The sequence below is a fragment of the Pseudomonas sp. WSY_20 genome (assembly GCF_043104335.1).
Lineage (GTDB): Bacteria > Pseudomonadota > Gammaproteobacteria > Pseudomonadales > Pseudomonadaceae > Aquipseudomonas > Aquipseudomonas parafulva_B.
In genome coordinates this window covers 79,001-101,569 of the sequence record NZ_JBICKP010000008.1, presented here as the reverse complement: position 1 = coordinate 101,569, position 22,569 = coordinate 79,001, and the positions used below count along the sequence as shown (strand labels likewise).

General features: G+C 62.7%; 20 protein-coding genes. 8 read left to right on the top strand and 12 right to left on the bottom strand.

The features are described 5' to 3' along the window. The first annotated feature begins 294 nt into the window (after positions 1 to 294). The 5 genes from ACF8E5_RS00955 to ACF8E5_RS00935 all read left to right on the top strand — a co-directional run bounded on the left by ACF8E5_RS00955 (position 295) and on the right by ACF8E5_RS00935 (position 4,593). Positions 295 to 1,233, top strand: coding sequence for a 2-hydroxyacid dehydrogenase (locus tag ACF8E5_RS00955; RefSeq protein ID WP_392474771.1), 939 nt, complete (start codon positions 295 to 297; stop codon positions 1,231 to 1,233). Between the two features lie 51 nt (positions 1,234 to 1,284). Then, positions 1,285 to 2,073, top strand: a complete 789-nt coding sequence (locus tag ACF8E5_RS00950; protein ID WP_392474770.1) for a PhzF family phenazine biosynthesis protein — start codon at positions 1,285 to 1,287, stop codon at positions 2,071 to 2,073. 105 nt (positions 2,074 to 2,178) lie between these two features. After that, positions 2,179 to 2,517, top strand: coding sequence for an FKBP-type peptidyl-prolyl cis-trans isomerase (locus ACF8E5_RS00945; protein ID WP_392474769.1), 339 nt, complete (start codon positions 2,179 to 2,181; stop codon positions 2,515 to 2,517). A 176-nt stretch (positions 2,518 to 2,693) separates the two neighbouring features. Then, complete coding sequence (locus ACF8E5_RS00940) at positions 2,694 to 3,356, top strand: hypothetical protein (RefSeq protein WP_058639835.1); 663 nt, start codon at positions 2,694 to 2,696, stop codon at positions 3,354 to 3,356. Between the two features lie 43 nt (positions 3,357 to 3,399). Next, entirely contained in the window at positions 3,400 to 4,593 is a 1,194-nt protein-coding gene (locus tag ACF8E5_RS00935) for a D-amino acid dehydrogenase (protein WP_392474768.1), read from the top strand. Between the two features lie 54 nt (positions 4,594 to 4,647). Here the strand turns inward: ACF8E5_RS00935 and ACF8E5_RS00930 are convergent, their stop codons facing one another. Both ACF8E5_RS00930 and ACF8E5_RS00925 read right to left on the bottom strand, forming a co-directional pair. Continuing rightward, the gene (locus tag ACF8E5_RS00930) at positions 4,648 to 5,376 is read right to left on the bottom strand and encodes an aspartate/glutamate racemase family protein (RefSeq protein WP_058639837.1); all 729 of its coding nucleotides are present in this window, start codon (positions 5,374 to 5,376) and stop codon (positions 4,648 to 4,650) included. A 16-nt stretch (positions 5,377 to 5,392) separates the two neighbouring features. Continuing rightward, complete coding sequence (locus ACF8E5_RS00925; RefSeq protein ID WP_058605967.1) at positions 5,393 to 6,925, bottom strand: NCS1 family nucleobase:cation symporter-1; 1,533 nt, start codon at positions 6,923 to 6,925, stop codon at positions 5,393 to 5,395. 500 nt (positions 6,926 to 7,425) lie between these two features. On the opposite strand from ACF8E5_RS00925, the gene ACF8E5_RS00920 reads away from it, so the two are divergent. Next, on the top strand, positions 7,426 to 8,352 hold the full coding sequence (locus ACF8E5_RS00920) for a class I SAM-dependent methyltransferase (RefSeq protein WP_196141639.1): 927 nt from the start codon (positions 7,426 to 7,428) through the stop codon (positions 8,350 to 8,352). A 68-nt stretch (positions 8,353 to 8,420) separates the two neighbouring features. On the opposite strand, the gene ACF8E5_RS00915 is transcribed toward ACF8E5_RS00920, so the two are convergent. The 8 genes from ACF8E5_RS00915 to gcl all read right to left on the bottom strand — a co-directional run bounded on the left by ACF8E5_RS00915 (position 8,421) and on the right by gcl (position 17,988). Further along, positions 8,421 to 9,419, bottom strand: a complete 999-nt coding sequence (locus ACF8E5_RS00915) for a sulfate ABC transporter substrate-binding protein (RefSeq protein WP_392474766.1) — start codon at positions 9,417 to 9,419, stop codon at positions 8,421 to 8,423. A 205-nt stretch (positions 9,420 to 9,624) separates the two neighbouring features. Next, positions 9,625 to 10,449, bottom strand: a complete 825-nt coding sequence (locus ACF8E5_RS00910; protein WP_058605970.1) for an ion transporter — start codon at positions 10,447 to 10,449, stop codon at positions 9,625 to 9,627. A gap of 44 nt (positions 10,450 to 10,493) precedes the next feature. Continuing rightward, on the bottom strand, positions 10,494 to 11,369 hold the full coding sequence (locus ACF8E5_RS00905) for an urea transporter (protein ID WP_326384028.1): 876 nt from the start codon (positions 11,367 to 11,369) through the stop codon (positions 10,494 to 10,496). A gap of 210 nt (positions 11,370 to 11,579) precedes the next feature. Further along, positions 11,580 to 12,995: a pyruvate kinase gene (gene pyk / locus ACF8E5_RS00900; RefSeq protein WP_392474765.1), complete on the bottom strand. Its 1,416-nt coding sequence runs from the start codon at positions 12,993 to 12,995 to the stop codon at positions 11,580 to 11,582. Beyond that, positions 12,992 to 14,266 carry a glycerate kinase gene (locus tag ACF8E5_RS00895; RefSeq protein WP_392474764.1) on the bottom strand — a complete coding sequence of 425 codons (1,275 nt, stop codon included), beginning with the start codon at positions 14,264 to 14,266 and terminating at the stop codon, positions 12,992 to 12,994. The genes pyk and ACF8E5_RS00895 overlap by 4 nt, the downstream gene beginning before the upstream one ends. Positions 14,267 to 14,443: 177 nt before the next feature. Next, on the bottom strand, positions 14,444 to 15,337 hold the full coding sequence (locus ACF8E5_RS00890; protein WP_058639843.1) for a 2-hydroxy-3-oxopropionate reductase: 894 nt from the start codon (positions 15,335 to 15,337) through the stop codon (positions 14,444 to 14,446). Between the two features lie 43 nt (positions 15,338 to 15,380). Next, positions 15,381 to 16,163 carry a hydroxypyruvate isomerase gene (hyi, locus tag ACF8E5_RS00885; protein WP_326384025.1) on the bottom strand — a complete coding sequence of 261 codons (783 nt, stop codon included), beginning with the start codon at positions 16,161 to 16,163 and terminating at the stop codon, positions 15,381 to 15,383. A gap of 49 nt (positions 16,164 to 16,212) precedes the next feature. Beyond that, complete coding sequence (gene gcl, locus ACF8E5_RS00880) at positions 16,213 to 17,988, bottom strand: glyoxylate carboligase (protein WP_078478867.1); 1,776 nt, start codon at positions 17,986 to 17,988, stop codon at positions 16,213 to 16,215. Between the two features lie 246 nt (positions 17,989 to 18,234). Here gcl and ACF8E5_RS00875 point away from each other — a divergent pair, with 246 nt between their 5' ends. Next, a complete protein-coding gene (locus ACF8E5_RS00875) occupies positions 18,235 to 18,675 on the top strand; it encodes a heme-binding protein (protein WP_078478866.1) in 441 nt (146 codons plus the stop codon). Positions 18,676 to 18,756: 81 nt separating this feature from the next. Here the strand turns inward: ACF8E5_RS00875 and ACF8E5_RS00870 are convergent, their stop codons facing one another. After that, positions 18,757 to 19,368, bottom strand: a complete 612-nt coding sequence (locus tag ACF8E5_RS00870) for a TetR/AcrR family transcriptional regulator (protein ID WP_078478865.1) — start codon at positions 19,366 to 19,368, stop codon at positions 18,757 to 18,759. Positions 19,369 to 19,636: 268 nt separating this feature from the next. Then, positions 19,637 to 21,361, bottom strand: coding sequence for a ubiquinone-dependent pyruvate dehydrogenase (poxB, locus tag ACF8E5_RS00865; protein ID WP_144967056.1), 1,725 nt, complete (start codon positions 21,359 to 21,361; stop codon positions 19,637 to 19,639). A 282-nt stretch (positions 21,362 to 21,643) separates the two neighbouring features. Here poxB and ACF8E5_RS00860 point away from each other — a divergent pair, with 282 nt between their 5' ends. Beyond that, positions 21,644 to 22,564, top strand: a complete 921-nt coding sequence (locus ACF8E5_RS00860; RefSeq protein ID WP_182139735.1) for a DUF808 domain-containing protein — start codon at positions 21,644 to 21,646, stop codon at positions 22,562 to 22,564. Positions 22,565 to 22,569: the final 5 nt, after the last annotated feature.

The window sequence follows — 22,569 nt, the reverse complement described above, 5'->3', positions numbered from 1 at the left end:
AAAGGTGATCATGCGCCACCCTAACTATTGAATACCAACTCAATATAAATGCCCACACCGATACTCAGAACTCAGAACTCAGAACTCAGAACTCAGAACTCAGAACTCAGAACTCAGAACTCAGAACTCAAAGTTCAAAGTTCAAATCCCGCCGAGTTTGATTCAAAATCCGGGTAACTACTAAGCGCCCGCCCACAAACCCCACCCCCACCTCCCATAAAGTCCCCACCGACAATACCCATTGACTGTACCACCCACCCCCTCCGCATAATCCCCAACCCACCCGGAGGCACCATGCACAAGACAATCCTGGTCCTGGTCGAAACCGTAGACACCTATCTACCCCTGTTGACCAACGCTGGCTACCACCTGATCCTCGCCCAAACCCCCGACCTGCGCGCCCAAGCCATCGAGCAAAACGGCCCCCGCATCGACGCCGTCCTCACCCGCGGCCCCCTCGGCCTGACCGCCCAGGAAATCGACGCACTGCCCAACCTGCAGATCATCTGCGTCATCGGCGCCGGCTATGAGCAGGTCGACCTGCAAGCCGCCCATGCCCGCCACATCACCGTCACCAACGGCGCCGGCGCCAACGCTGACGCTGTGGCCGATCACGCCATGGCTATGCTCCTGGCCCTGCTGCGCAACATCCCACAAGCCGACGCCAGTACCCGGCGCGGCCAATGGCAGCGCGTGATCAGCCCATCGGTCACTGGCAAACGCCTGGGCATTCTGGGCATGGGCGCCGTTGGCCGAGCCATCGCCAAGCGCGCGCATCAAGGGTTCGACATGCCCGTAAGCTACTACAACCGTACACCACGTCCGGCATTGCCCTACACCGGCTACGACAGCGTCCTGGCCCTGGCCGGGGCAGTCGATATTCTCGTGGTCGCCACACCCGGCGGCGCCGATACACGCCACCTAGTGGATGCACAGGTGCTGCACGCACTCGGCCCCCAGGGCTACCTGGTCAACATCGCGCGGGCCAGCGTCGTCGATACCCAGGCGCTGACCCAGGCACTGCAGGGCGGGCAATTGGCCGGTGCGGCCCTGGACGTGTTTGACGAGGAACCTGACGTTCCCCACACCCTCAAGTCGCTGTCGAACACGGTATTGACGCCCCATGTCGCCGGACAATCGCCAGAAGCGGCAGAAGCCACGGTGACGTTGGTGCTGCGTAACCTCGATGCTTTTTTCGCCGGCAAGCCAGTGCTGACACCGGTGCTTCATTAAGCCCCATACTGCCAAATACCTGCACAAGGGCAGGCAACAAGGAGCGCATCCATGCAACTTGAAATCTTCCAGGTCGACGCCTTCAGTGCCGAACCCTTCGGCGGCAACCCGGCTGCGGTCATCCCGCTCGATCACTGGCTACCCGATGCCGTGCTGCAGCGCATCGCCGAGGAAAACAACCTTTCCGAAACGGCGTATTTCGTACGCAACGGCGAGGCGTTCGACCTGCGCTGGTTCACGCCCACCGTGGAAGTGGACCTGTGCGGCCACGCCACGCTGGCCTCGGCCTACGTGTTGTTCGAACACCTCAATGAACCGGCGCAGGTGCTGCGCTTCAGTACCCGCAGCGGTGAACTGCGGGTAACTCGTCAAGCGGACGGCCTGCTGGCCATGGATTTCCCCGCTCGCCAACCAGAGGCCCAGCCCGTGCCAGCCGGTCTGTTGCAGGCGTTGGGCCTGCAACAGGCGCTGGCGGTATATCGCAGCGACGACTACGTGGTGGTGGTCGATGACCCTGGGTTGCTCGACACCCTCACGCCAGATTTTGTCGCGCTGGCCGGCTTTGACGTGCGCGGCATCGCCGTGACGGCGGCGGGGCGTGGGTTCGATTTCGTGACGCGCTGGTTCGGGCCACGCGTGGGGGTCAATGAAGACCCGGTGACCGGCTCGGCCCATACCTCGCTCGCACCGATCTGGGCACAACGGCTAGGCAAGCAGTCGCTTGAGTGCGAGCAGGGCGGTGCGCGCAAGGGCCAGCTGCGCTGCGTGCTGCCGGGCAATGGCCGGGTGATCATCAGTGGGCGGGCGGCGTTGTTCATGCGCGGTAACGTTTACCTATAGGACGGCCCTGTCGTCACGGACAATGCGCGAGCCGACACCAAGGCTTGCCAAATCCGGGCAATGCTGCGAAAAGGACGGCATTTTCGTAGCGGCTGGAGCCTGCGCATGAACCAAGAACTGCAAATCATCGACCTGGTCGAGGGCGACGGCAAGGCGGCCGTCAAAGGTGCCCTGATCACTACCCAATACACCGGATGGCTGGCCGATGGCACCGAGTTCGACTCCTCCTGGTCACGCGGCAACCCGTTTCAATGCGTGATCGGTACCGGGCGCGTTATCAAGGGGTGGGACCAGGGCATCATGGGCATGCGCGTTGGCGGCAAGCGCAAGCTGTTGGTGCCGGCGCACCTGGGCTACGGGGCGCGTAGCGTCGGATCGATTCCACCTGATTCGGACCTTGCGTTCGAAATCGAGCTGCTTGAAGTGCTGACGCGCGACGACTGACAGGATGGCCCCGTAATGCCCGTGCCAGACGCCTGGCACCCGGGCAGCGGGGAACAAATCGGGTTTTTGGCACTCTGAACCGAACCCGTCGTCAAGGAAGGCACTCACTGCAAAAGGCGCCCTGTGCCCGTCCGGGCGATGCGCGGGTGACCCGTTTGTCACACGAGCCTGCATTGATGAAGTTGATTCCACACCTGCATCGTCGCCGTCATTGGTTGCTGGGCCTGGCCCTGACCGCCGTAGGCGTGCCGCTGGCGCTGGACGCCGTCGAGAGCCGCGCGCAACCGGTCGATGGCACCCAGACCCTGGTGTTTCTGCGCCATGCCGAAAAACCCGGTGAAGGCTTAGGCCAATTGAACTGCCAGGGCCTGAACCGTGCACTGGACCTGGCCACGGTTTTACCCGAACGTTTCGGCAAGGCCGATTACGTGTTTGCCGCCAACCCGTCCCGGCACGTGGAGGAGGGCGCCGATGACCAAAGCTACAGCTACCTGCGTCCGCTCATGACCATCAGCCCCAGTGCCATTCGCCTTGGCCTGCCGGTCAACATCGACTACAGCGCCAACGACACCGATGACCTGGCCGATGAGCTGCTCAGCAACAAGTACCGTAACGCGACCATCTATACCGCGTGGTCACACGGCTACCTGCCGGACCTGATCAATACCGTCGCGGAAAAAGCTGTCGGCAAGGAGCACGTCATCACCGAGGATTGGCAGGATGGTGATTTCGACACCCTCTATGTTCTGACCCTGAACTGGCACGATGGCAAGGCCAGCCTGCGCAGCCGTAACGTGCGTCAGGGGCTCGATGACGGTGAGCATAGCTGCCCGACCTGATCCGCTGGTACTGTTGAGCCAGGATGCTGAACAGGGATGAACGATGAAGCGGCAGGTGACGGTGATAGGGGGCGGCGTGGTCGGGCTGGCGACGGCCTATGCGCTGGTGCAGGAAGGCCATTGCGTAGAATTGATCGAGGCCCACGACACCTTGGGGGCAGCCACCAGCTTTGCCAATGGCGGTCAATTGTCCTACCGCTACGTCGCGCCACTGGCTGATGCGGGCGTGCCGTGGCAGGCGCTGGGATGGTTGCTGCAGGGCGATTCCCCGCTGCGTCTGCACCTGCGTCTGGACCCGGCGCAGTGGCGCTGGCTGTTGGCCTTTACCCTGGCATGTCGACGCAGCGTCAACCGGCGCAACGCCACCGTCTTGCTTGACCTTGCCCTGCACAGCCAGGCGGTGTTGGCCCAGTGGCGCCAAGCCCAGGACCTCGGCGACTTTGCCTGGCGCCGCAATGGCAAGCTTGTAGCGTTTCGCAGCGAGTCCCAGTTCAAGCGCAGCCGTCTGCAACTGACCGATCCTGATCACCAGCAGGTACTGGGCGCTGCTGAGCTGCGGGCTCTGGATCCTGCGCTGCAAGAGTCGCCCTTCGTGGGTGGGGTATTCACCCCGGACGAGGAGGTGGGCGACTGCCATGCCTTCTGCCTGCGCCTGGCCGCCGCGCTGCAAGCCTCCGGCCAATGCCAGTTCCGGCTCGGTCAGCCGGTGACCCAGCTGCTTCACCGTGGGCATCAGGTGGTAGCGCTGCGCCTTGGCCACGAAGAACTGGCAGTCGATCAGTTGGTGCTGTGCGCCGGTTACCGCAGCGCTGCGCTGAAGTTGCCAGGGGTGAACATTCCGATCTATCCACTCAAAGGGTACAGCCTGACTGCGCCGCTAGCATCAGGGCAGCGTGCGCCTGAAATCAGCCTGACGGACTACGAGCGCAAGATCGTCTATGCCCGGCTGGATCGGCAACTGCGCGTTGCGGCCATGGTGGACATCGTGGGGCAAGACGAGGCGCTGGACAAACGCCGTTTGCAGAGCATGCGACGCCTGGCCCTGGAGACACTGCCCCACGCCGCCGATTACGCCCACGCGGTGGAGTGGGCCGGCATGCGACCGGCGACGCCCACCGGTGTGCCGATCATCGGCGCAACGCCTTATCGCAACCTTTGGCTCAACCTTGGCCATGGCGCGCTGGGCTTCACCCTGGCCTGCGGCAGTGGCCAGCGGCTGGCCAGAATGATCGGTTAAGCAGGCCCTGCGCAGGGTCGGTTGCCGATCCCGCGCAGGTTGCGCCGTGGTGCCCTAGCGGCCCAGGCGCATCGGCCAGCCTATGACCTTCTTTGCCCGAGGGGTCGCGTAGGTGCGGACCTTGGACGTACTCAGACCCAGGCGCACCAGCGACTCGGCGATGGTCACCGCCGCGCTGACCCCATCGACCACCGGTACCCCGGTGCGTTGGCGGATCTGCTCGTCCAGCCCGGCCATGCCTCCGCATCCCAGGCAGATGACCTCGGCCTTGTCATCGCGTACGGCCCGTTCGGCCTGCTCGACGATGGCCTCGACGGCGCGCTGCGGATCGGCCTCGAGCTCCAGCACCGCCAGGCCGCTGGCGCGTACCGAGGCGCACCGATCGTAGAGCCCGGAAAGTTTGAGGCGGTCTTCGATCAAGGGCACGGTACGGTCCAGGGTGGTGACCACCGAGTAAGCGTGGCCCAGGTACATGGCGGTACTGGCGGCGGCATCGGTGATGTCCACCACTGGCACGTTCAGCAGCTCCTGCAAGCCTTCACGGCCGTGCTCGCCATAGCCGGCCTGGATCACGGCATCATAGGGGCCCTCATAGGCCAGTACCCGATCCATCACGGCGATGGCGGCCAGGTAACTCTCGAAGTTGCCCTCCACCGATTCTGCGCCGAACCACGGCGTCAGGCCGATGATCTCGGTGCCCGGCGCCGCCACGGCGCGGGCCTGCTCGGCGATGGCCTCGGTGATGGCTTCGGTGGTGTTGACGTTGGCAATCAGGATTCGCATGCGCAGTCCTCCTTGTTCAGTGGCTGCTGTGGTCGACGGCGATGCATTCGCCGCTGACGTCGTGGTAATGACGGTTGCGCGGCGCGATCAACAGGTACAGGGCGGCGGCGATGCCAGCCCCGATCAGCCACGAGAACGGCGCGACGCTGTGGAAGTTGGGGACCAGGGCCAGCACGATGGCCAGCAGGGCCGCCGGCACGAACGCCGCGACCGCGCGCAGGTTGATGCCCTTGGTGTAGTGATAAGCGCCGGCCGGGTCTTCGCTGTAGAGCTGCGGGACGTTGATGCAGCCTTTGCGCAGCAGCCAGTAGTCGGACATGATCACCCCGTACAACGGGCCCAGCAATGCACCCAGGCCGGAGAGGAAGTAGACGATCACCAAGGGGCTGTTGTACAGGTTCCACGGCAGGATCAGCACCGCCAGCGTGGCGCTGATCAGCCCCGCGCGGCGGAAGTTGAGGTGACGCGGTGCCAGGTTGCTGAGCACGAAGGCCGGCGCCACGAAGTTGGCCATGATATTGACCGCGACCGTGACGATCAGGAACGACAGACAGCCCAGCACCAGGAAGGTGGTGTTTGGAATGGCTGCCACGATCTGGGTGGGGCTATCGATGATCTGGCCGTTGATCTTGAATTGAGCGCCGCACAGCACGACGGTGATCACGGCAAACACCAGGATGTTCACCGGCAGGCCCCAGAAATTGCCGACGCGAATGGTCTTGCGGCACGGCGAGGAGCGGGCGAAGTCGCAGAAGTTGAGCACCAGCGTGCCGTAGATGGCCAGCCACAAGGCACCGCCGGCAAAAATGTTGCGCCACATCTCGTAACCACTCAGGGGCTCTGCCACCGACCATGCGATGCGGGTGTCGGCCTTGAAGTACATGAATACCGCCAGCGCCGCGACCGTTACCAGGATGACAGGGCCTGCGAAGGCTTCGTAGCGACGCACCATCTCCATGCCGTAGGCGAGGATCACCAGCTGCACCAGCCAGATGGCCACGAAACAAGCCCAGCCCAGGCTGGAAAGGCCAAGGATGCTGTCGTGGTCATAGGCTGCCATTTGCGGCCAGACGGCGCTGAGCAGCACGCGCAGGACCACCGAGGCCAGGTAGGTCTGGATGCCAAACCAGGCGATGGCGATGACCGCACGTATCAGCGCCGGGATCTGCGCGCCGTGAATGCCGAAGGCGATGCGGCTGATGACCGGGAAGGGTACGCCGGTTTTCTGCCCCATGTAGCCCGATAGGTTCATGAAGAAGTACACCAGGGCCGCGCCAATGGCCAACGACAGAAGTATCTGCCAGCCGCCCAGGCCCAAGGCGAACAGGCCCATGGCAAATGAATAGTTGGCGATGTTGTGCACATCGTTGGTCCACAGCGCGAAGATGCTGTAACGGCCCCAGCGGCGTCCGGCGATGCGCGTGGGGGCCAGGTCTCGATTGTGCAGGCGAGGGCTCAGTGCCATGTCCGGCATCGTGTCGGCCGGGGTTGGGTGGGTCTGGGTGCTGGCGACGGATAGTTCAGGGGCAAGGTTGAGGCTGCTACTCATTCCGGCGGGCTCCTGATGCACGTTGACTGCGATGAGCGGGCAGCGCACGGGCTCGCCATCTCGTCGGTGCAGCGTTGGCATCTCGGGTTCTGGGCGCGGCGGCCGACGGTCAATCGGCGTCGCGGGTTCTTGTGTATTTATGTTCGTTGAAACTTGTATACAAAACACAAGCACAGTAAAGCCATTTCCATGCCAGCTTGAGTAAGCGACCGCCAAGGTGTTCATTCGGAAAGCGGGTATATTGCGGTAACAAGCTGAAAAATCAGGTTTTTAAACTGACCACAAAGTCAATAATTGTTTGAATTCATGGGCTTAGTTGATCAGTTAGTCAGCATTCAATGAGCGCTTCATGTAACACATCGGGGCTTAATCGGTGCAAGTGCACACAAAAATGGCACTTAAGGTGACATTAGTGTGTACAAAAAATAGACAATCCGAGATGGCGCCCCTTCGTGGCCTTGCCATGTAAAATACGACTCCGCTTACCGATGTGACCTGACATGACCTCTCCGATTGCCGCCCTCGAGCAGCATCTGCTTGCCGCCCTGAACCCCGCCCCTGAAGAAACCCGTCGTCTTTTCCACGGTCGTGGCCGTTGCTGGCCTGGTCTTGAGCAAATCACGGTGGACTGGCTTCAAGGCGTGTTGTCGGTCGCCTTGTTCCGTGAGCCCCCGGAAGGACAATTGGCAGAGCTTGAGGCGATGCTGTTGCGGCTGTCGCGCCTTGAGCAGTGGACAGGCCAGGCGATCCTGCTGCAACACCGTTACCTGCCCGACAGCCCCGGTCAATGGCTGGTGGGCGAGCCGTGTCAGCAACGTGAAGTGATCGAGGACGGGTTGACCTATCTGCTGGACCTGGGGGTACGCCAGAACAATGGCTTGTTCCTGGACATGCGCCTTGGTCGCCGATGGGTGCGCGCCCAGGCCAAGGGGCAGCGCGTGCTGAACCTGTTTGCCTACACCTGTGGTTTTTCGGTGGCGGCGATTGCAGGTGGCGCTGAGCAGGTGGTGAACCTGGACATGGCCAAATCGGCACTGTCCCGAGGGCGCGATAACCACCGCCTTAACCAGCACGACCCGTCTCGGGTGGCCTACCTGGGCCATGAGCTGTTCAAGTCGTGGGGCAAGGTGCGCAAATACGGGCCTTACGATCTGATCATCATCGATCCGCCTACCTTCCAGCGCGGCAGCTTCGTGCTGACCCAGGACTACGCGAAGATCCTGCGGCGCTTGCCTGAGCTGTTGAATGAAGGTGGGACGGTGTTGGCCTGTGTGAACGACCCGGGCATCGGGCCTGAGTTTCTGATCGAGGGCATGGCCGAGCACGCGCCCGGCCTTGCCTTCGTCGAACGCCTGCAGAACCCGCCGGAGTTTCCGGATGTGGATCCGGCTGGGGGGTTGAAGGCGTTGGTGTTTCGGTTGGGTTGATGGGGCGGGGCCACGCGGCGAAGCTCAAGCCCCCAGGCGCGTGCGCGGCTGACCCAGCTCAGCCCGCTTCACTGACCGGTATAAATCTGATCAAACACGCCCCCATCGTTGAAATGCGTTTTTTGCACGGTGCGCCAGTCACCAAAGGTCTTCTCGACCGAGAGGAATTCAACCTTGGGGAAACGGTCGGTGTACTTGGCCAACACAGTCGCATCGCGTGGGCGCAGGTAGTTCTGGGCGGCGAGTTCCTGGGCCGCCGGGGACCACAGGTATTTCAGGTATTCCGCGGCCACCGCCTGAGTGCCTTTGCGGGCGACGACTTTATCGACCACGCTCACCGGCGGCTCGGCTTCGGCCGACACGCTTGGGTAAACCACCTCGAACTGATCGCGACCGAATTCGCGGGCGATCATTTCGGCTTCGTTCTCGAACGTCACCAGCACATCGCCAATCTGGTTGGTCATGAACGTGGTGGTGGCGGCGCGACCACCGGTGTCGAGCACCGGCGCCTGCTTGAACAGCTTGCCGACGAACGCGCGCGCCTTGTTCTCGTCACCGCCTTGCTTGAGCACATAGCCCCACGCCGACAGGTAGGTGTAGCGGCCGTTACCCGAGGTCTTGGGGTTGGGTACGATGACCTGTACGCCATCCTTGAGCAGGTCGGGCCAGTCTTTCAATGCCTTGGGGTTGCCTTTGCGCACGATGAACACCGTGGCAGAGGTGAACGGCGCACTGTTGTTCGGCAAGCGCGTGACCCAGTTGTCAGGGATCAGTTTGCCGTTGTCGACCAAGGCATTGATGTCGGTGGCCATGTTCATGGTGATCACGTCGGCCGGCAGGCCATCGATCACCGCGCGCGCCTGTTTGCTCGAGCCACCGAAGGACATCTGCACATTGACCTTCTCGTTATGCTCGGCCTCCCAGTGCTTCTGGAAGGCGGGGTTGTAATCTTTGTAGAAGTCACGCATCACGTCGTAGGAAACGTTCAGCAAGGTCGGGGCAGCGTGGGCCAGGGTGCCGAAGGCCAGGCTGGCGGCGGCCAGCGAGACGGTGAAGAACTTTTTCACGACGCATTCCTTATGGGTATGAATGTTGGGCAATGTGCCAGCGACTATAGCGTCTTGTTCTTCAGGTATTAAAGAATCAATGCGTCTTTGCTTATATGCGCTGGCCGATTGGCGGTTCTGGCAGTTGTCCAGGGGCTTTGCCCACTTAATGACTCGCTCAGCCGTCAAGGTGAGCGAGCCCTTCAGATCGTCAGGGGCGCCTTAGTCAACCGGATTTCGGGAACAACGCATTGCCACACCGGGCACAAAACGCCGCGCCACTTTCATGGGATTTCTTGCTGCAGGTCGGGCAGGCGTGCTGCAGTTGTTCTCCACGCATGGCATTGGCGAGCTCGGCCGTAAAGATCCCGGTCGGCACCGCGATGATCGAGTAGCCGATGATCATCACCAGTGAAGAGAGCACCTGGCCCAATGGCGTTCTGGGCACGATATCGCCGAACCCGACCGTGGTCAGCGTGACGATGGCCCAGTAGATCCCCTTGGGAATGCTCGTGAAGCCATGTTCCGGGCCTTCGATCACATACATGAGGGTGCCGAACACGGTGACCAGCGTCGAGACGCTGACCAGAAACACGATGATCTTCTGCTTGCTGCCGCGCAGGGCATCGAGCAGGTAATTGGCCTGCTTGAGGTACGGGCTGAGCTTGAGCACACGGAAGATCCGCAACATGCGGATGACCCTCACGATCAGCAGGTACTGCGCGTCGCTGTAGTACAGCGCGATGATGCCCGGCACGATCGCCAGCAGATCCACCAGGCCGTAGAAGCTGAATGCGTAGCGCAAGGGCCGGGGCGAGCAGTACAACCGTGTCAGGTATTCGCACAGGAAAATGGCGGTAAAGCCCCATTCGATCGCGGCCAGCAGGCCCCCGTACCCGCGATGCACCTCGTCGATGCTGTCCAGGATGACCGTGACCAGGCTGGCCAGGATGATCAGCAACAGGGTCTTGTCGAAGCGTCTTCCGGCCACGGTATCGCTCTGGAAGACGATCACGTAAAGCCGCTCGCGCAGGCTTGCAGGTTTGTTCATTGGCTCTGTCCATCGTGAAGTCGGCTGAGCCTATGGGGTGCCTTTCAGCTATGCAAGCGCCCCGGGGTCTGGCGTTTGCCAAGCTTCAGGTGACGACCGAAGTGGATGAGCCAGCAGGCGGCGACGAAGGGTGCCGTGAGCGCCGGGACCGGCAGCCTGCTCAAAAGCGGCTGCAACGCCAGCGCCAGGCCAATGGCCAACAGCGTGACCCAGGGTTTTTCCCCTTGTCGGCTGAAGGCCAGAGCTGCCAGGGCCGCGTTGAATCCATACAGCCCCATCCATGCTGACTGCGCATCACCCACGAGCAGTGCCAGGCCTGCACCCGCGGCAGAGCCTATGACCGCCCAGAGACAGGCATACGGGTTGGCGATCAATAGGCCGACGATGATCAGCAGCCCGGCCAGGGGTTGATCGAGCAGGAAAATCTGCCCGACCCCTCTTGCCAGGGCACTCGCCAGGTCGGCCTCGACCACCACGGGTGCGCTAGCCGTCTGCACGAATAGCAACGTGCCCCAGCCCAGCAGTACGAAGGGCGCCGTGTAGGCGACCAGCAGCTTGCCCCCCCGCTTGCGCCATTGGTGGGTGATGATGCTGGACAGGCCGGCGGCAGCGATTACCAGCGGTGGCTGGATGATCGACCAAGGCAGCACAGCGCTGATCAACAAACCGATGAGCACGCCGTTGTAGCTGTACAGCCCAGCCTGTCGATCGGCGCGGTCGTAGCCGCGGGCCTGTGCCGTCAGCAGGCCTGCCAGCGCGCCAAGCAGCGCGCCGCCCAGCAGCGCCGGTGCGGTCAACAAGATCGCCAGCAGGCAGCATAGCCCGCACCAGGGGTTACGCAGCAACAGCACCTGGCTGAAGCCGTTTAGCAGCGCCGTGGCCCAGTCGGGGCACGGGTTTACGAAATTTTTGGTGTACATGGGGCAGTCAGTGAGGTGGATGGGAGGGCGGTGGGCCTCTTTGGGCCTCGATTGACCGCAGGTCTGGTACATCGGTGTTAGGGGAGGGCTGCGCCCTCCATTCCCGGGGCAAGGCTGCTCCCACAAGGTCTGCGCTGTGCCATGGAGTGGCGCGCATTCTGTGGGAGTGGGCTTGCCCCGGGAATGGGGCGCAGGGCGCCCCCGGGGATCTCAGTTCAACGTCTCGATCCGCAGCGTGTTGGTCGACCCTGGCTTGCCGAAAGGCACACCGGCAGTGATCAGAAGCGTGTCGCCACGGCTGGCCATGCCTTGGGCCTGGGCAATTTCCAGCGCAGTGGAAACCACTTCGTCCACCTGGCGCAGGCGGTCATTCACTACCGAATGCACGCCCCAGGCCACGCTCAGGCGCCGAGCGGTGTTCAGGTTCGGCGTCAGGTTGAGGATCGGTGCCCGTGGGCGCTCGCGCGCAGCACGCAGGGTCGAGGCGCCCGACTCGCTGTAGTTGACCAGCACCGCCACCGGTAGGATGCCGCTGATGCGGCGGATGGCGCAGCTGATGGCGTCCGATACGGTGGCCTCGGCCTTCGGCCGGCCAACGTCGAGCTGGGCCTGGTAGTCCGGGCCGTTCTCCACCTGGCGGATAATCTTGCTCATCATCTGCACGGCTTCGAGCGGGTAGTTACCCGAGGCCGTCTCCGCCGACAACATCACAGCGTCCGCACCTTCGGCCACGGCGTTGGCCACGTCGGTGACTTCGGCACGAGTCGGTGCTGGCGAGAAACGCATCGATTCGAGCATCTGCGTAGCCACTACCACCGGTTTACCCAGCTGCCGGCAGGTGCCGATGATGCGCTTCTGAATCTGCGGCACGCTCTCGGCCGGTACTTCCACGCCCAGGTCGCCACGGGCCACCATGATCGCGTCCGCCAGTTCGGCAATGGCTGGCAGTTGTTCGACCGCCGAAGGTTTCTCGATCTTGGCCATCAGGAAGGCGCGGTCACCAATCAGCTGGCGCGCTTCAAGGATGTCCTCGGGGCGCTGTACAAACGACAGGGCCACCCAGTCCACACCCAGCTCCAGGCCGAAAGCCAGGTCGCGGCGGTCTTTTTCGGTGAGCGGGGAGAGGTTGAGCACCGCTTGCGGCACGTTGACGCCCTTGCGGTCGGACAGCTCGCCACCGTTCAGCACTTCGGTGTCGATCGCATCGCTGTGTTTGGCGGTCACCTGCAGGCGCAGCTTGCCGTCATCCAGCAGCAGGTCCATGCCGGGCTCAAGGGCTGCGATGATTTCAGGGTGTGGCAGGTTGACCCGGCGGCTGTCGCCAGGGGCCTCGTCCAGGTCCAGGCGCAGGGCCTGACCGCGTTGCAACTGCACCTTGCCTTCAGCGAAACGGCCCACACGCAGCTTCGGCCCTTGCAGGTCCATGAGGATGCCTAGCGGGTAGTGCAGCTGCTGCTCCACCTCGCGGATCCACTGATAGCGCAGCGCATGGTCGGCGTGCTCGCCATGGCTGAAGTTGAGGCGAAAAATGTTCACGCCTGCTTCCACCAGTTGCCGCACATCGTCGATGCCACCCGTAGCCGGGCCCAGGGTGGCGAGGATTTTCACTTTCTTGTCAGGCGTCATGAGGGGTCGGTCTCGAGAATCAGGATGGCGCGAAAGTCATTGACGTTGGTGCGCGTGGGTTCGGTGACGATCAGCGCATCGAGTGCGGCGAAGTAGCCGTAGCCGTTGTTGTCGTCCAGCTCGTCGCTGGCCGACAGGCCCAACGCTTGGGCGCGTGCGTAGCTGTTAGGCGTCATGACAGCGCCGGCGTTTTCTTCCGAGCCGTCGATGCCGTCGGTGTCGCCTGCCAGTGCGTAGACGCCCGGCAGGCCCTTGAGGCTTTCGGTGAGGCTGAGCAGAAATTCCGCATTGCGCCCGCCGCGGCCATTACCGCGCACGGTGACAGTGGTCTCGCCGCCGGACAGAATCACGCAAGGGGCCTTGAGCGGCTGGCCATGCTGAACGATCTGTCGGGCAATGCCTGCATGCACCTTGGCCACTTCCCGTGACTCACCTTCCAGGTCGCCCAATATCAACGGGCTGAAACCTGCCTGGCGCGCCTGGACCGCCGCAGCTTCGAGCGACTGTTGAGGCTTGGCGATCAGCTGGAAATGGCTGCGGGCCAGGGCTGGGTCGCCAGCCTTGAGGGTTTCCGAGGCCGGGTCGTTGAGCCAGTCGATGACGGCCTGTGGGGCGTCGATGGCGTAGCGCTTGAGGATCGCCAGTGCCTCGGCCGAGGTGCTCGGGTCGGCCACGGTGGGGCCTGAAGCGATGACCGTGGCCAGGTCGCCCGGCACGTCCGAGATCGCGTAGGTGTAGACCGTGGCCGGCCAGCAGGCCTTGGCCAGGCGCCCACCCTTGATCGCCGAGAGGTGCTTGCGCACGCAGTTCATCTCGCCGATGGTGGCGCCGGATTTGAGCAGGGCCTTGTTGATGTGCTGTTTGTCCGCCAGGGTCAGGTTGGCGGCGGGCAGCGCCAGCAAGGCAGAGCCGCCGCCGGACAGCAGGAATATCACCCGATCCTGCTCGCTGAGGTTGCCGACCAGTTCCAGCACGCGCCTGGCAACCGCCAGGCCGGCCGCATCAGGCACCGGGTGGGCGGCTTCGACCACTTCGATGTGTTGGCAGTTGGCACCATGGCCGTAGCGGGTCACGACCAGGCCGCTGACCTCGCCTTGCCAGTGCTTCTCAACCACCTCGGCCATGGCGGCGGCCGCCTTGCCTGCGCCGATGACGATCACCCGACCGCTGCGGTCGGCGGGCAGGTAGGGTTCGAGCACGTGGCTGGGATGGGCGGCGGCGATGGCTGTGTCGAACAGCTCACGCAGCAGTTTGTGTGGATCGACCGACATGGCAGGCTCCCTTTATTGTTGTTCTGCACAATCGAGAACGCCCCTGGAACAGCCTCCGTGCAGGCCGAACCAGGGGCGGTGTTGCTCGGGTTCACCCCTGGCTGTGCTCAGCCAAGGGGCGTAACAGGTGTGCCGGGTTACCGGCAGCAGGGCTGCAAGGCAGGCCCTGCGCTCGGATCAGCGGTCGTCGCGGATCGAGAAATTGGCCATGTGCTCCAGGCCCTTGATCAGCGCCGAGTGGTCCCAGTTGCCGCCACCCAGGGCCTGGCAGGTGTTGAACACTTGCTGGGCATTGGAAGTGTTAGGCAGGTTGATGCCCAGTTCCTTGGCGCCTTGCAGGGCCAGGTTAAGGTCCTTCTGGTGCAGGTTGATGCGGAAGCCTGGGTCGAAGGTGCCTTTGATCATGCGCTCGGCGTGCACTTCCAGAATTTTCGACGATGCGAAGCCGCCCATCAGTGCCTCGCGCACCTTGGCCGGGTCGGCGCCGTTCTTCGCGGCAAACAGCAACGCCTCGCTGACGGCCTGGATGTTCAGGGCGACGATGATCTGGTTGGCCACCTTCGCGGTCTGACCGTCACCATTGCCGCCTACCAGGGTGATGTTCTTGCCCATGCTCTGGAACAGCGGCAGGGCGCGCTCGAAGGCTTTTGGGCAGCCGCCGACCATGATGCTCAGGGTCGCGGCCTTGGCGCCCACTTCACCCCCGGACACCGGGGCATCAAGGTAGGTAGCGCCGGTGGCGTTGATCTTCTCGGCAAAGGCTTTGGTGGCAGTAGGGGAAATCGAACTCATGTCGATCACCACCTTGTTCGGGCCCACGCCCTGGGCAACGCCGTTGTCCCCGAACAGTACGCTGTCGACCTGTGGGGTGTCCGGGACCATGACGATGATGAACTCGGCTTCCTGGGCCACCTCCTTGGGGTTGGCCAGAGCCACGGCGCCGTCGGCGATCAGGTCGGCTGGAGCTGCATCGTGGTGGGTGGAGACGAACAGGCTGTGCCCTGCTTTTTGCAGGTTCTGGGCCATGGGCTTGCCCATGATGCCGGTGCCGATGAAACCGATTTTAGCCATCAGAAATTACCTCTTTTATCGTTGTTCGCGTTCCCGGTGGGATTCAGATCGCGTTGTGCGTTTTCAGCCAGCCCAAGCCCGCTTCGGTGGTGGTCTTGGGCTTGTATTCCGCGCCCACCCAGCCCTGGTAGCCGATGCGGTCCAGGTGCTCGAACAGGAAGCGGTAGTTGATCTCGCCAGTACCCGGCTCGTGACGGCCCGGGTTGTCGGCCAGCTGGATGTGGTTGATCGACTGCAGATTGGTTTCCATGGTGCGCGCCAGGTCACCTTCCATGATCTGCATGTGGTAGATGTCGTATTGCAGGAACAGGTTGTCGCTGCCCACTTCGGCCTGAATGGCCAATGCCTGCTCGGTGGTGTTGAGGTAGAAGCCCGGAATGTCGCGGGTGTTGATCATTTCCATGACCAGGCGAATACCGGCGGCCTGGAGCTTGTCGGCGGCATAGCGCAGGTTTTCCACGAAGGTCTTGCGCACGGTGGCGCAGTCCGGGCCGTCTGGGCGAATCCCAGCCAGGGCGTTGACCTGGGTGTTGCCCAGCACCTTGGCGTACTCGATGGCCTTGTCGACACCTGCACGGAATTCTTCGACGCGATCGGGGTGGCAGGTGATGCCACGCTCACCCTTGGACCAATCCCCCGCGGGAAGATTGAACAGCACCTGGGTCAGGCCGTGAGCCTTGAGCTGCGCCTGGATTTCGGCAGCGCTGAAATCGTAGGGGAACAGGTATTCGACACCACTGAAACCGGCGTCGGCGGCGGCCTTGAAGCGGGCCAGGAAGTCCTGCTCGGTGAACAGCATGGACAGGTTGGCAGCGAAGCGAGGCATGGTTGTCTCCTTGCGTTGAGAGCCCCGGGCCAGCCGGGGCGTCAGGCGATCAGTCCAGCAGCGAGATGGCGGTCGGCGCATCGTTGCCGACCAGGGCGAGGTCTTCGAACTCGTTGACCGCGTTGATCTCGGTGCCCATGGAAATGTTGGTAACCCGTTCAAGAATGATCTCGACCACGACCGGCACGCGGAACTGCTCGGCCATTTGCCGTGCTTTTAGCAGGGCAGGGGCGATGTCGGCCGGCTCGAATACCCGCAGGGCCTTGCAGCCCAGGCCTTCGACCACGGCGACGTGATCGACGCCATAGCTGGCAGCGTCGGTGGCGTTGATGTTCTCGAACGCCAGTTGTACACAGTAGTCCATGTCGAAACCACGCTGGGCCTGGCGAATCAGCCCCAGATAGGCGTTGTTCACCAGCACGTGGACGTAGGGCAGGTTGAACTGCGCCCCGACGGCCAGTTCTTCGATCATGAACTGGAAGTCGTAGTCGCCCGACAAGGCCACGACCTGGCGCGTGGGGTCGGCCTTGACAACACCCAGTGCCGCAGGGATGGTCCAGCCCAGTGGGCCGGCCTGGCCGCAGTTGATCCAGTGCCGTGGCTTGTACACGTGCAGGAACTGCGCACCGGCGATCTGCGACAGACCAATGGTGCTGACATAGCAGGTGTCCTTGCCGAACACCTGGTTCATCTCCTGGTACACGCGCTGGGGCTTGACCGGCACGTTGTCGAAATGGGTCTTGCGCTGCAGGCTGGCCTTGCGCTGCTGGCAGTCTTCAAGCCAGGCCTGGCGGCACTTGAGTTTGCCAGCGGCCTGCCATTCCCTGGCGACTTCCAGGAACACCTCCAGGGCCTTGCCGGCATCGGAAACGATCCCCAGGTCTGGGGTGAACACGCGACCGATCTGGGTCGGCTCGATATCCACATGCACGAATTTACGGCCTTCGGTGTACACGTCCACGGAACCGGTGTGGCGGTTGGCCCAGCGGTTGCCGATGCCCAGTACCAGGTCGGACTTGAGCAGGGTGGCGTTGCCATAGCGGTGGGAGGTTTGCAGGCCGACCATCCCGACCATCAGCGGGTGGTCATCCGGGATGGTGCCCCAGCCCATGAGCGTCGGGATCACTGGCACACCGGTCAATTCGGCGAATTCGACCAGTTTGTCGCTGGCGTCGGCGTTGATGATGCCGCCGCCTGCCACCAGCAAGGGCCGTTCGGCCTCGTTGAGCATGGCCAGGGCCTTTTCCGCCTGGACGCGCGTGGCGGAAGGCTTGTGCACGGGCAGCGGTTCATAGGCGTCGATGTCGAACTCGATTTCAGCCATCTGCACGTCGAATGGCAGGTCGATCAGTACCGGGCCGGGCCGGCCGCTGCGCATTTCGAAGAACGCTTTCTGGAACGCATACGGCACTTGGCCAGGCTCCAGCACGGTGGTTGCCCACTTGGTGACGGGCTTGACAATGCTGGTGATGTCCACGGCCTGGAAGTCCTCCTTATGCAGGCGGGAGCGTGGCGCCTGGCCAGTGATGCACAGGATCGGAATGGAGTCGGCACTGGCGCTGTAAAGGCCGGTGACCATGTCCGTGCCCGCCGGGCCGGAGGTGCCGATGCACACACCGATGTTGCCGGGGTTGGCACGGGTGTAGCCCTCTGCCATGTGCGAGGCGCCTTCGACGTGGCGAGCGAGGACGTGATCGATGCCACCCACTTTCTTCAGGGCTGAATACAACGGGTTGATGGCAGCCCCTGGGATGCCGAACGCAGTCACCACGCCTTCACGGCGCATGACCAGTACGGCTGCATCGATTGCTCTCATTTTGCTCATGATTTGTGCCTCATCGATTTTGTAATTGTATACAACCTGCGTTGCGATTCAGTGTATTCATGCTCAGGTGATCCGGTCAATGGGTTTTGATCGGGCAAGTCGATGCGGCCGTGAAATAGGGTGTTTGCGCTATCGAATACGATTGAATCTAAATATTGTATACAAAAATATTTTCGGTTGTGTTCTATTGGGGTATCGGTTTTCAACTGCCCTCAGGGCTTCTCACAATAAAAAGAGGACCTTCCCATGAATGCTTTGAACCTGAACCTGGCGCTGAGCCTGGTAAACGCCGCATTGGCTGCCGGGCGTACCATCCAGGCGGCGCCGCTGACGGTGGCGGTGCTCGATGCCGGTGGGCACTTGCTTGCCTTGCAGCGTGAAGACGGGGCGAGCCTGATCCGACCCGAGGTCGCCACGGGCAAAGCCTGGGGTGCGATAGCACTGGGCAAGGGCTCGCGTCTGCTGGCGCTGGATGCGCAGCAACGGCCGGCCTTCTTCGCCGCGCTCAACGGGTTGGGCGAACGGGCGGTCGTGCCGGCGCCAGGCGGTGTGCTGGTGCGTGATCAGGATGGGCGGGTGCTGGGGGCGGTGGGGATCAGCGGGGACACATCGGATATCGACGAGCAGTGTGCGATCAGTGCCATCGAGGCGCTGGGGCTGCGCGCCGATGCGGGCGCGGTGGCCTGACCCGCATCAACTGCCGTTGCTCGATGCCCCAGCCCCCAGCGGGCCTGGGTCCGTGCAGGGCAAACGGCAAGGCGGTACTGCTCAGGCCGGCTCGGGTTCGCAGCCTTTGAGCACCATGCGGATGATGGTTTCGGCCGCCGCGTCGTAGTCGCTGTCGGCCAGCTTGGCCTTGCCGGTCACTGCCGAGATCTGCCAGTCGAAATCAGCGTACGTCTGGGTTGCCGCCCAGATGCTGAACATCAGGTGATGCGCATCGACGTGGGCGATCTGGCCGCGGTCTATCCAGTGCTGGATGCACTCGATGTTGTGCCGCGCCTGCTCGTTGAGCTGTTCGACCTGGCTGGGCGACAAATGCGGGGCGCCGTGCATGATTTCGCTGGCGAACACCTTCGACGCATGGGGCAGGTCGCGGGAGATGCGGATCTTGGAGCGAATGTATGCGCTCAGCACCTCGCGAGGATCGCCATCGGCGTTGAACGGGGTGGAGGCCTGCATGATCGGTGCGATGATGCTTTCCAGCACCTCGCGGTACAGGTTGTCTTTGGACTTGAAGTAGTAGTAGACGTTGGGCTTGGGCAGGCCAGCCTTGGCGGCGATATCGCTGGTTTTGGTGGCTGCGAAGCCCTTGTCGGCGAATTCCTCGCTGGCCGCGCGCAGGATCAATTCCTTGTTGCGCTCGCGAATGGTGCTCATGGTCAGGGATTTTCCTCGTGTCAGGCCACCTCTAGGCTCTGTGTGAAAAGCCTTGATACTCGGTGATGCTGCGTTGAAAACAGCCTCGGAATGCTCATTTACAACCCGTAAACTCCGCTTCCTCGGCTGTTTTCGCCTTGCCTGACCTTCGTCTCAAGACTTTTCACACAGAGCCTAGGAGGCAGCCGGCATGGTAGCACCGTGCCCAATGGCGGCTCAAGGCAGCGGCTTTGGGCAGGGCCTTTGCATCCAGTCGCGCACGTGGGCGCTAGCGCAGCAGGTTGGTCTTCGCCAGGTCCAGCACCTCGTCGCCGCGCCCGCTCATCACGGCCTTGAGCATGTACAGGCTAAAGCCCTTGGCCTGCTCCAGCTTGATCGCCGGCGGCATGACCAGCTCTTGCGTGGCGGTGACTACATCGAGCAGTACGGGGCCGTCGTGGGCCAGGGCACGGCGCAGGGCCTGCTCCAGGTCTTCGGAGCGCTCGACGCGAATGCCCAGAATGCCCATGGCATTGGACATGGCGGCAAAGTCGGGGTTGTGCAGGTCGGTGCCGGTATCCAGGTAACCGGCAGCCTTCATTTCCATGGCGACGAAGCCCAGTGACGCGTTATTGAACACCACCACCTTCACGGGCAGCTTGAGCTGGGCGAGCGAGATGAAGTCACCCATCAGCATGCTGAACCCACCGTCGCCACTCATCGAGATTACCTGGCGCCCCGGGAAGGCCGCTTGTGCGCCCATGGCCTGTGGCATGGCGTTGGCCATCGAGCCGTGGTTGAACGAGCCGACCAGGCGACGCTGGCCATTCATCTTCAGGTAACGCGCCGCCCAGACCGTGGGCGAACCGACGTCGGCGGTGAAGATCGCGTCTTCGCTGGCCAGTTCGCTGAGCAGGCGCGTGACGTATTGTGGGTGGATCGGCCGGTCACCCTTGGAGGGTACCGCCAGATCGTCCAGCCCCTGCCGCGCCTTGCTGTAGGCTTTGAGTGCATCATCCAGGAAGCGCCGATCGGTCTTGCGCGTCAGGCGTGGCAGCAAGGCGTTGAGGGTTTCGCCGACATCGGCAGCGATGCCCAGCGATAACGTTGCGCGTCGTCCCAGCGCTTGCGGATCACGGTCGACCTGCACGATCTTGGCGTCGCTTGGGAAAAACTGCCGGTAGGGGAAGTCGGTGCCGAGCATCACCAGCGTGTCGCAGCCGAGCATCGCGTGGTAACCGGAACTGAAGCCGATCAAGCCCGTCATGCCGACATCGAAGGGGTTGTCCCATTCCACATGCTCCTTGCCGCGCAACGCATGGACCACCGGTGCGCCGAGTGCATCGGCCAGGGCCACGACCTGGTCATGCGCACCGGCGCAGCCGCTGCCGCACAGCAGGGTCACCTTGTGGCTGTCCTGCAACAACTCGGTCAGGCGCTGCAGATCGACTTCCGTAGGCAGGATGCGTGGCTGCTGCAGGGAAGGCCAGGCCGCCGGTTTCTGCTCGACCTCCAGCAGCGATACGTCACCGGGAATCACCACCACCGCCACACCGCGATTGAGGATGGCCGAGCGCATGGCCCGGTGCAGCACCTGCGGCATCTGTGCAGGGTTGCTGACCAGTTCGATGAAATGGCTGCATTCCTTGAACAGTTCTTGCGGATGGGTTTCCTGGAAGTAGTTCAGGCCAATCTCCGAGGAGGGGATCTGCGCGGCGATGGCCAGCACGGGCACCCGGTTGCGGTGGCAGTCGAACAGGCCATTGATCAAGTGCAGGTTGCCCGGCCCGCAACTGCCAGCGCACACCGTCAACTCACCGGTGACCGCCGCCTCGGCACCGGCGGCGAAGGCGGCGACTTCCTCATGGCGCACGTGCATCCATTCGATGCTGTCCATGCTGCGCAGGGCGTCGGTCAGGCCATTTAGGCTGTCGCCGGTCAGGCCCCAGATACGTTTGATACCGGCCTGTTCGAGGGTCGAGGCCAACTGCTGGGCCATGTTGAGCTTTGCCATGAATACTCCTGGTGCGAATGAAAGGACGTGATCGATGAGATAGAGACAGGCGCTTGGCCACGGCTGTTCGTTTGCGTCCATGAACGAATCGTCATGCGCGCTGCCCCGTGCCTGACGCTGCCCTGAACCTCCTCTGCTGCCGCAGGCCACCGCACACGCGCCCGGCAGAACTGTTCAGCCACCGGCCGGTCTGTATGCCATCGTGATTGCCCTGGGAGCACGTCTGGCTATTCAGGCGTTTCAGGATGATGAAATCGCACGCGTCTACTAAGGGTGAATGGAATGGCTGGCAGCAGTTTTTTTGCGTTGTTGGATGACATCGCGGCCCTGTTGGATGACATCTCGTTGATGACCAAGGTCGCGGCCAAGAAGTCGGCCAGCGTGCTGAGCGATGACTTGGCCGTTAACGCCGAGCAAGTGACGGGCATGAAGGCCGATCGCGAACTGCCGGTGGTATGGGCTGTATTCAAAGGCTCTCTGAAGAACAAGGCCATCCTGGTGCCCTGCGCCCTGATCCTCAGTGCAGTGCTGCCGGCAGCGGTCAAATGGCTGCTCATGGCCGGCGGCCTGTATCTGTGCTACGAGGGCTTCGAGGCGATCAAGGACAAGTTTTCTCGCAGCGAGCATGGCGCCAAGGCGCAAGGAAAAAAGGCGCTTCCCAAAACCCCCGAGGAACTGGCCGCGTATGAGCAACGCAAGATCAAAGGGGCGATCAAGACCGACTTCATTTTGAGCGCGGAGATCATCGTCATCACCCTCAACGTGGTGGCTGAGGCTGCGCTGTACCAGCAGATCCTGACCTTGGTTCTGATCGCCCTGGTCATGACGATGGGCGTCTATGGGCTGGTCGCTGGCATTGTGCGGCTGGACGACGCAGGCTTCGCCTTGGCGAAATCCAAGGCCCAGGGTATGTGGGGCCGTGCGGTCAGAAAGTTGGGTGAAGTGCTGGTGTCGGCCGCGCCTTTCCTGATGAAGGCGCTGTCCTGGATCGGAACGGTCGCGATGTTCTTGGTCGGCGGGACATTCATTGCCGAAGGCATTGCACCCCTGGAGCATGTCATCGAAGGCTGGGTTGCGCACAGCGGAAGCTGGGAAGCGGTTGCCAAGCACGTCGTGTTCGGGGTTGTCGGGGCTGTCGCCGGAGGCCTGGCGGCACTGGTGGTCGGCGGATTCTCTTGGGTTCGCGCACGCGCGACCGGTTGAGCGAC

Coding starts and splice junctions, on each gene's coding strand:
- ACF8E5_RS00955 (WP_392474771.1), top strand. CDS start 295: ATGCACAAGACAATCCTGGTCCTGGTCGAAACCGTAGACACCTATCTA.
- ACF8E5_RS00950 (WP_392474770.1), top strand. CDS start 1,285: ATGCAACTTGAAATCTTCCAGGTCGACGCCTTCAGTGCCGAACCCTTC.
- ACF8E5_RS00945 (WP_392474769.1), top strand. CDS start 2,179: ATGAACCAAGAACTGCAAATCATCGACCTGGTCGAGGGCGACGGCAAG.
- ACF8E5_RS00940 (WP_058639835.1), top strand. CDS start 2,694: ATGAAGTTGATTCCACACCTGCATCGTCGCCGTCATTGGTTGCTGGGC.
- ACF8E5_RS00935 (WP_392474768.1), top strand. CDS start 3,400: ATGAAGCGGCAGGTGACGGTGATAGGGGGCGGCGTGGTCGGGCTGGCG.
- ACF8E5_RS00930 (WP_058639837.1), bottom strand. CDS start 5,376: ATGCGAATCCTGATTGCCAACGTCAACACCACCGAAGCCATCACCGAG.
- ACF8E5_RS00925 (WP_058605967.1), bottom strand. CDS start 6,925: ATGAGTAGCAGCCTCAACCTTGCCCCTGAACTATCCGTCGCCAGCACC.
- ACF8E5_RS00920 (WP_196141639.1), top strand. CDS start 7,426: ATGACCTCTCCGATTGCCGCCCTCGAGCAGCATCTGCTTGCCGCCCTG.
- ACF8E5_RS00910 (WP_058605970.1), bottom strand. CDS start 10,449: ATGAACAAACCTGCAAGCCTGCGCGAGCGGCTTTACGTGATCGTCTTC.
- ACF8E5_RS00905 (WP_326384028.1), bottom strand. CDS start 11,369: ATGTACACCAAAAATTTCGTAAACCCGTGCCCCGACTGGGCCACGGCG.
- pyk (WP_392474765.1), bottom strand. CDS start 12,995: ATGACGCCTGACAAGAAAGTGAAAATCCTCGCCACCCTGGGCCCGGCT.
- ACF8E5_RS00895 (WP_392474764.1), bottom strand. CDS start 14,266: ATGTCGGTCGATCCACACAAACTGCTGCGTGAGCTGTTCGACACAGCC.
- ACF8E5_RS00890 (WP_058639843.1), bottom strand. CDS start 15,337: ATGGCTAAAATCGGTTTCATCGGCACCGGCATCATGGGCAAGCCCATG.
- hyi (WP_326384025.1), bottom strand. CDS start 16,163: ATGCCTCGCTTCGCTGCCAACCTGTCCATGCTGTTCACCGAGCAGGAC.
- gcl (WP_078478867.1), bottom strand. CDS start 17,988: ATGAGCAAAATGAGAGCAATCGATGCAGCCGTACTGGTCATGCGCCGT.
- ACF8E5_RS00875 (WP_078478866.1), top strand. CDS start 18,235: ATGAATGCTTTGAACCTGAACCTGGCGCTGAGCCTGGTAAACGCCGCA.
- ACF8E5_RS00870 (WP_078478865.1), bottom strand. CDS start 19,368: ATGAGCACCATTCGCGAGCGCAACAAGGAATTGATCCTGCGCGCGGCC.
- poxB (WP_144967056.1), bottom strand. CDS start 21,361: ATGGCAAAGCTCAACATGGCCCAGCAGTTGGCCTCGACCCTCGAACAG.
- ACF8E5_RS00860 (WP_182139735.1), top strand. CDS start 21,644: ATGGCTGGCAGCAGTTTTTTTGCGTTGTTGGATGACATCGCGGCCCTG.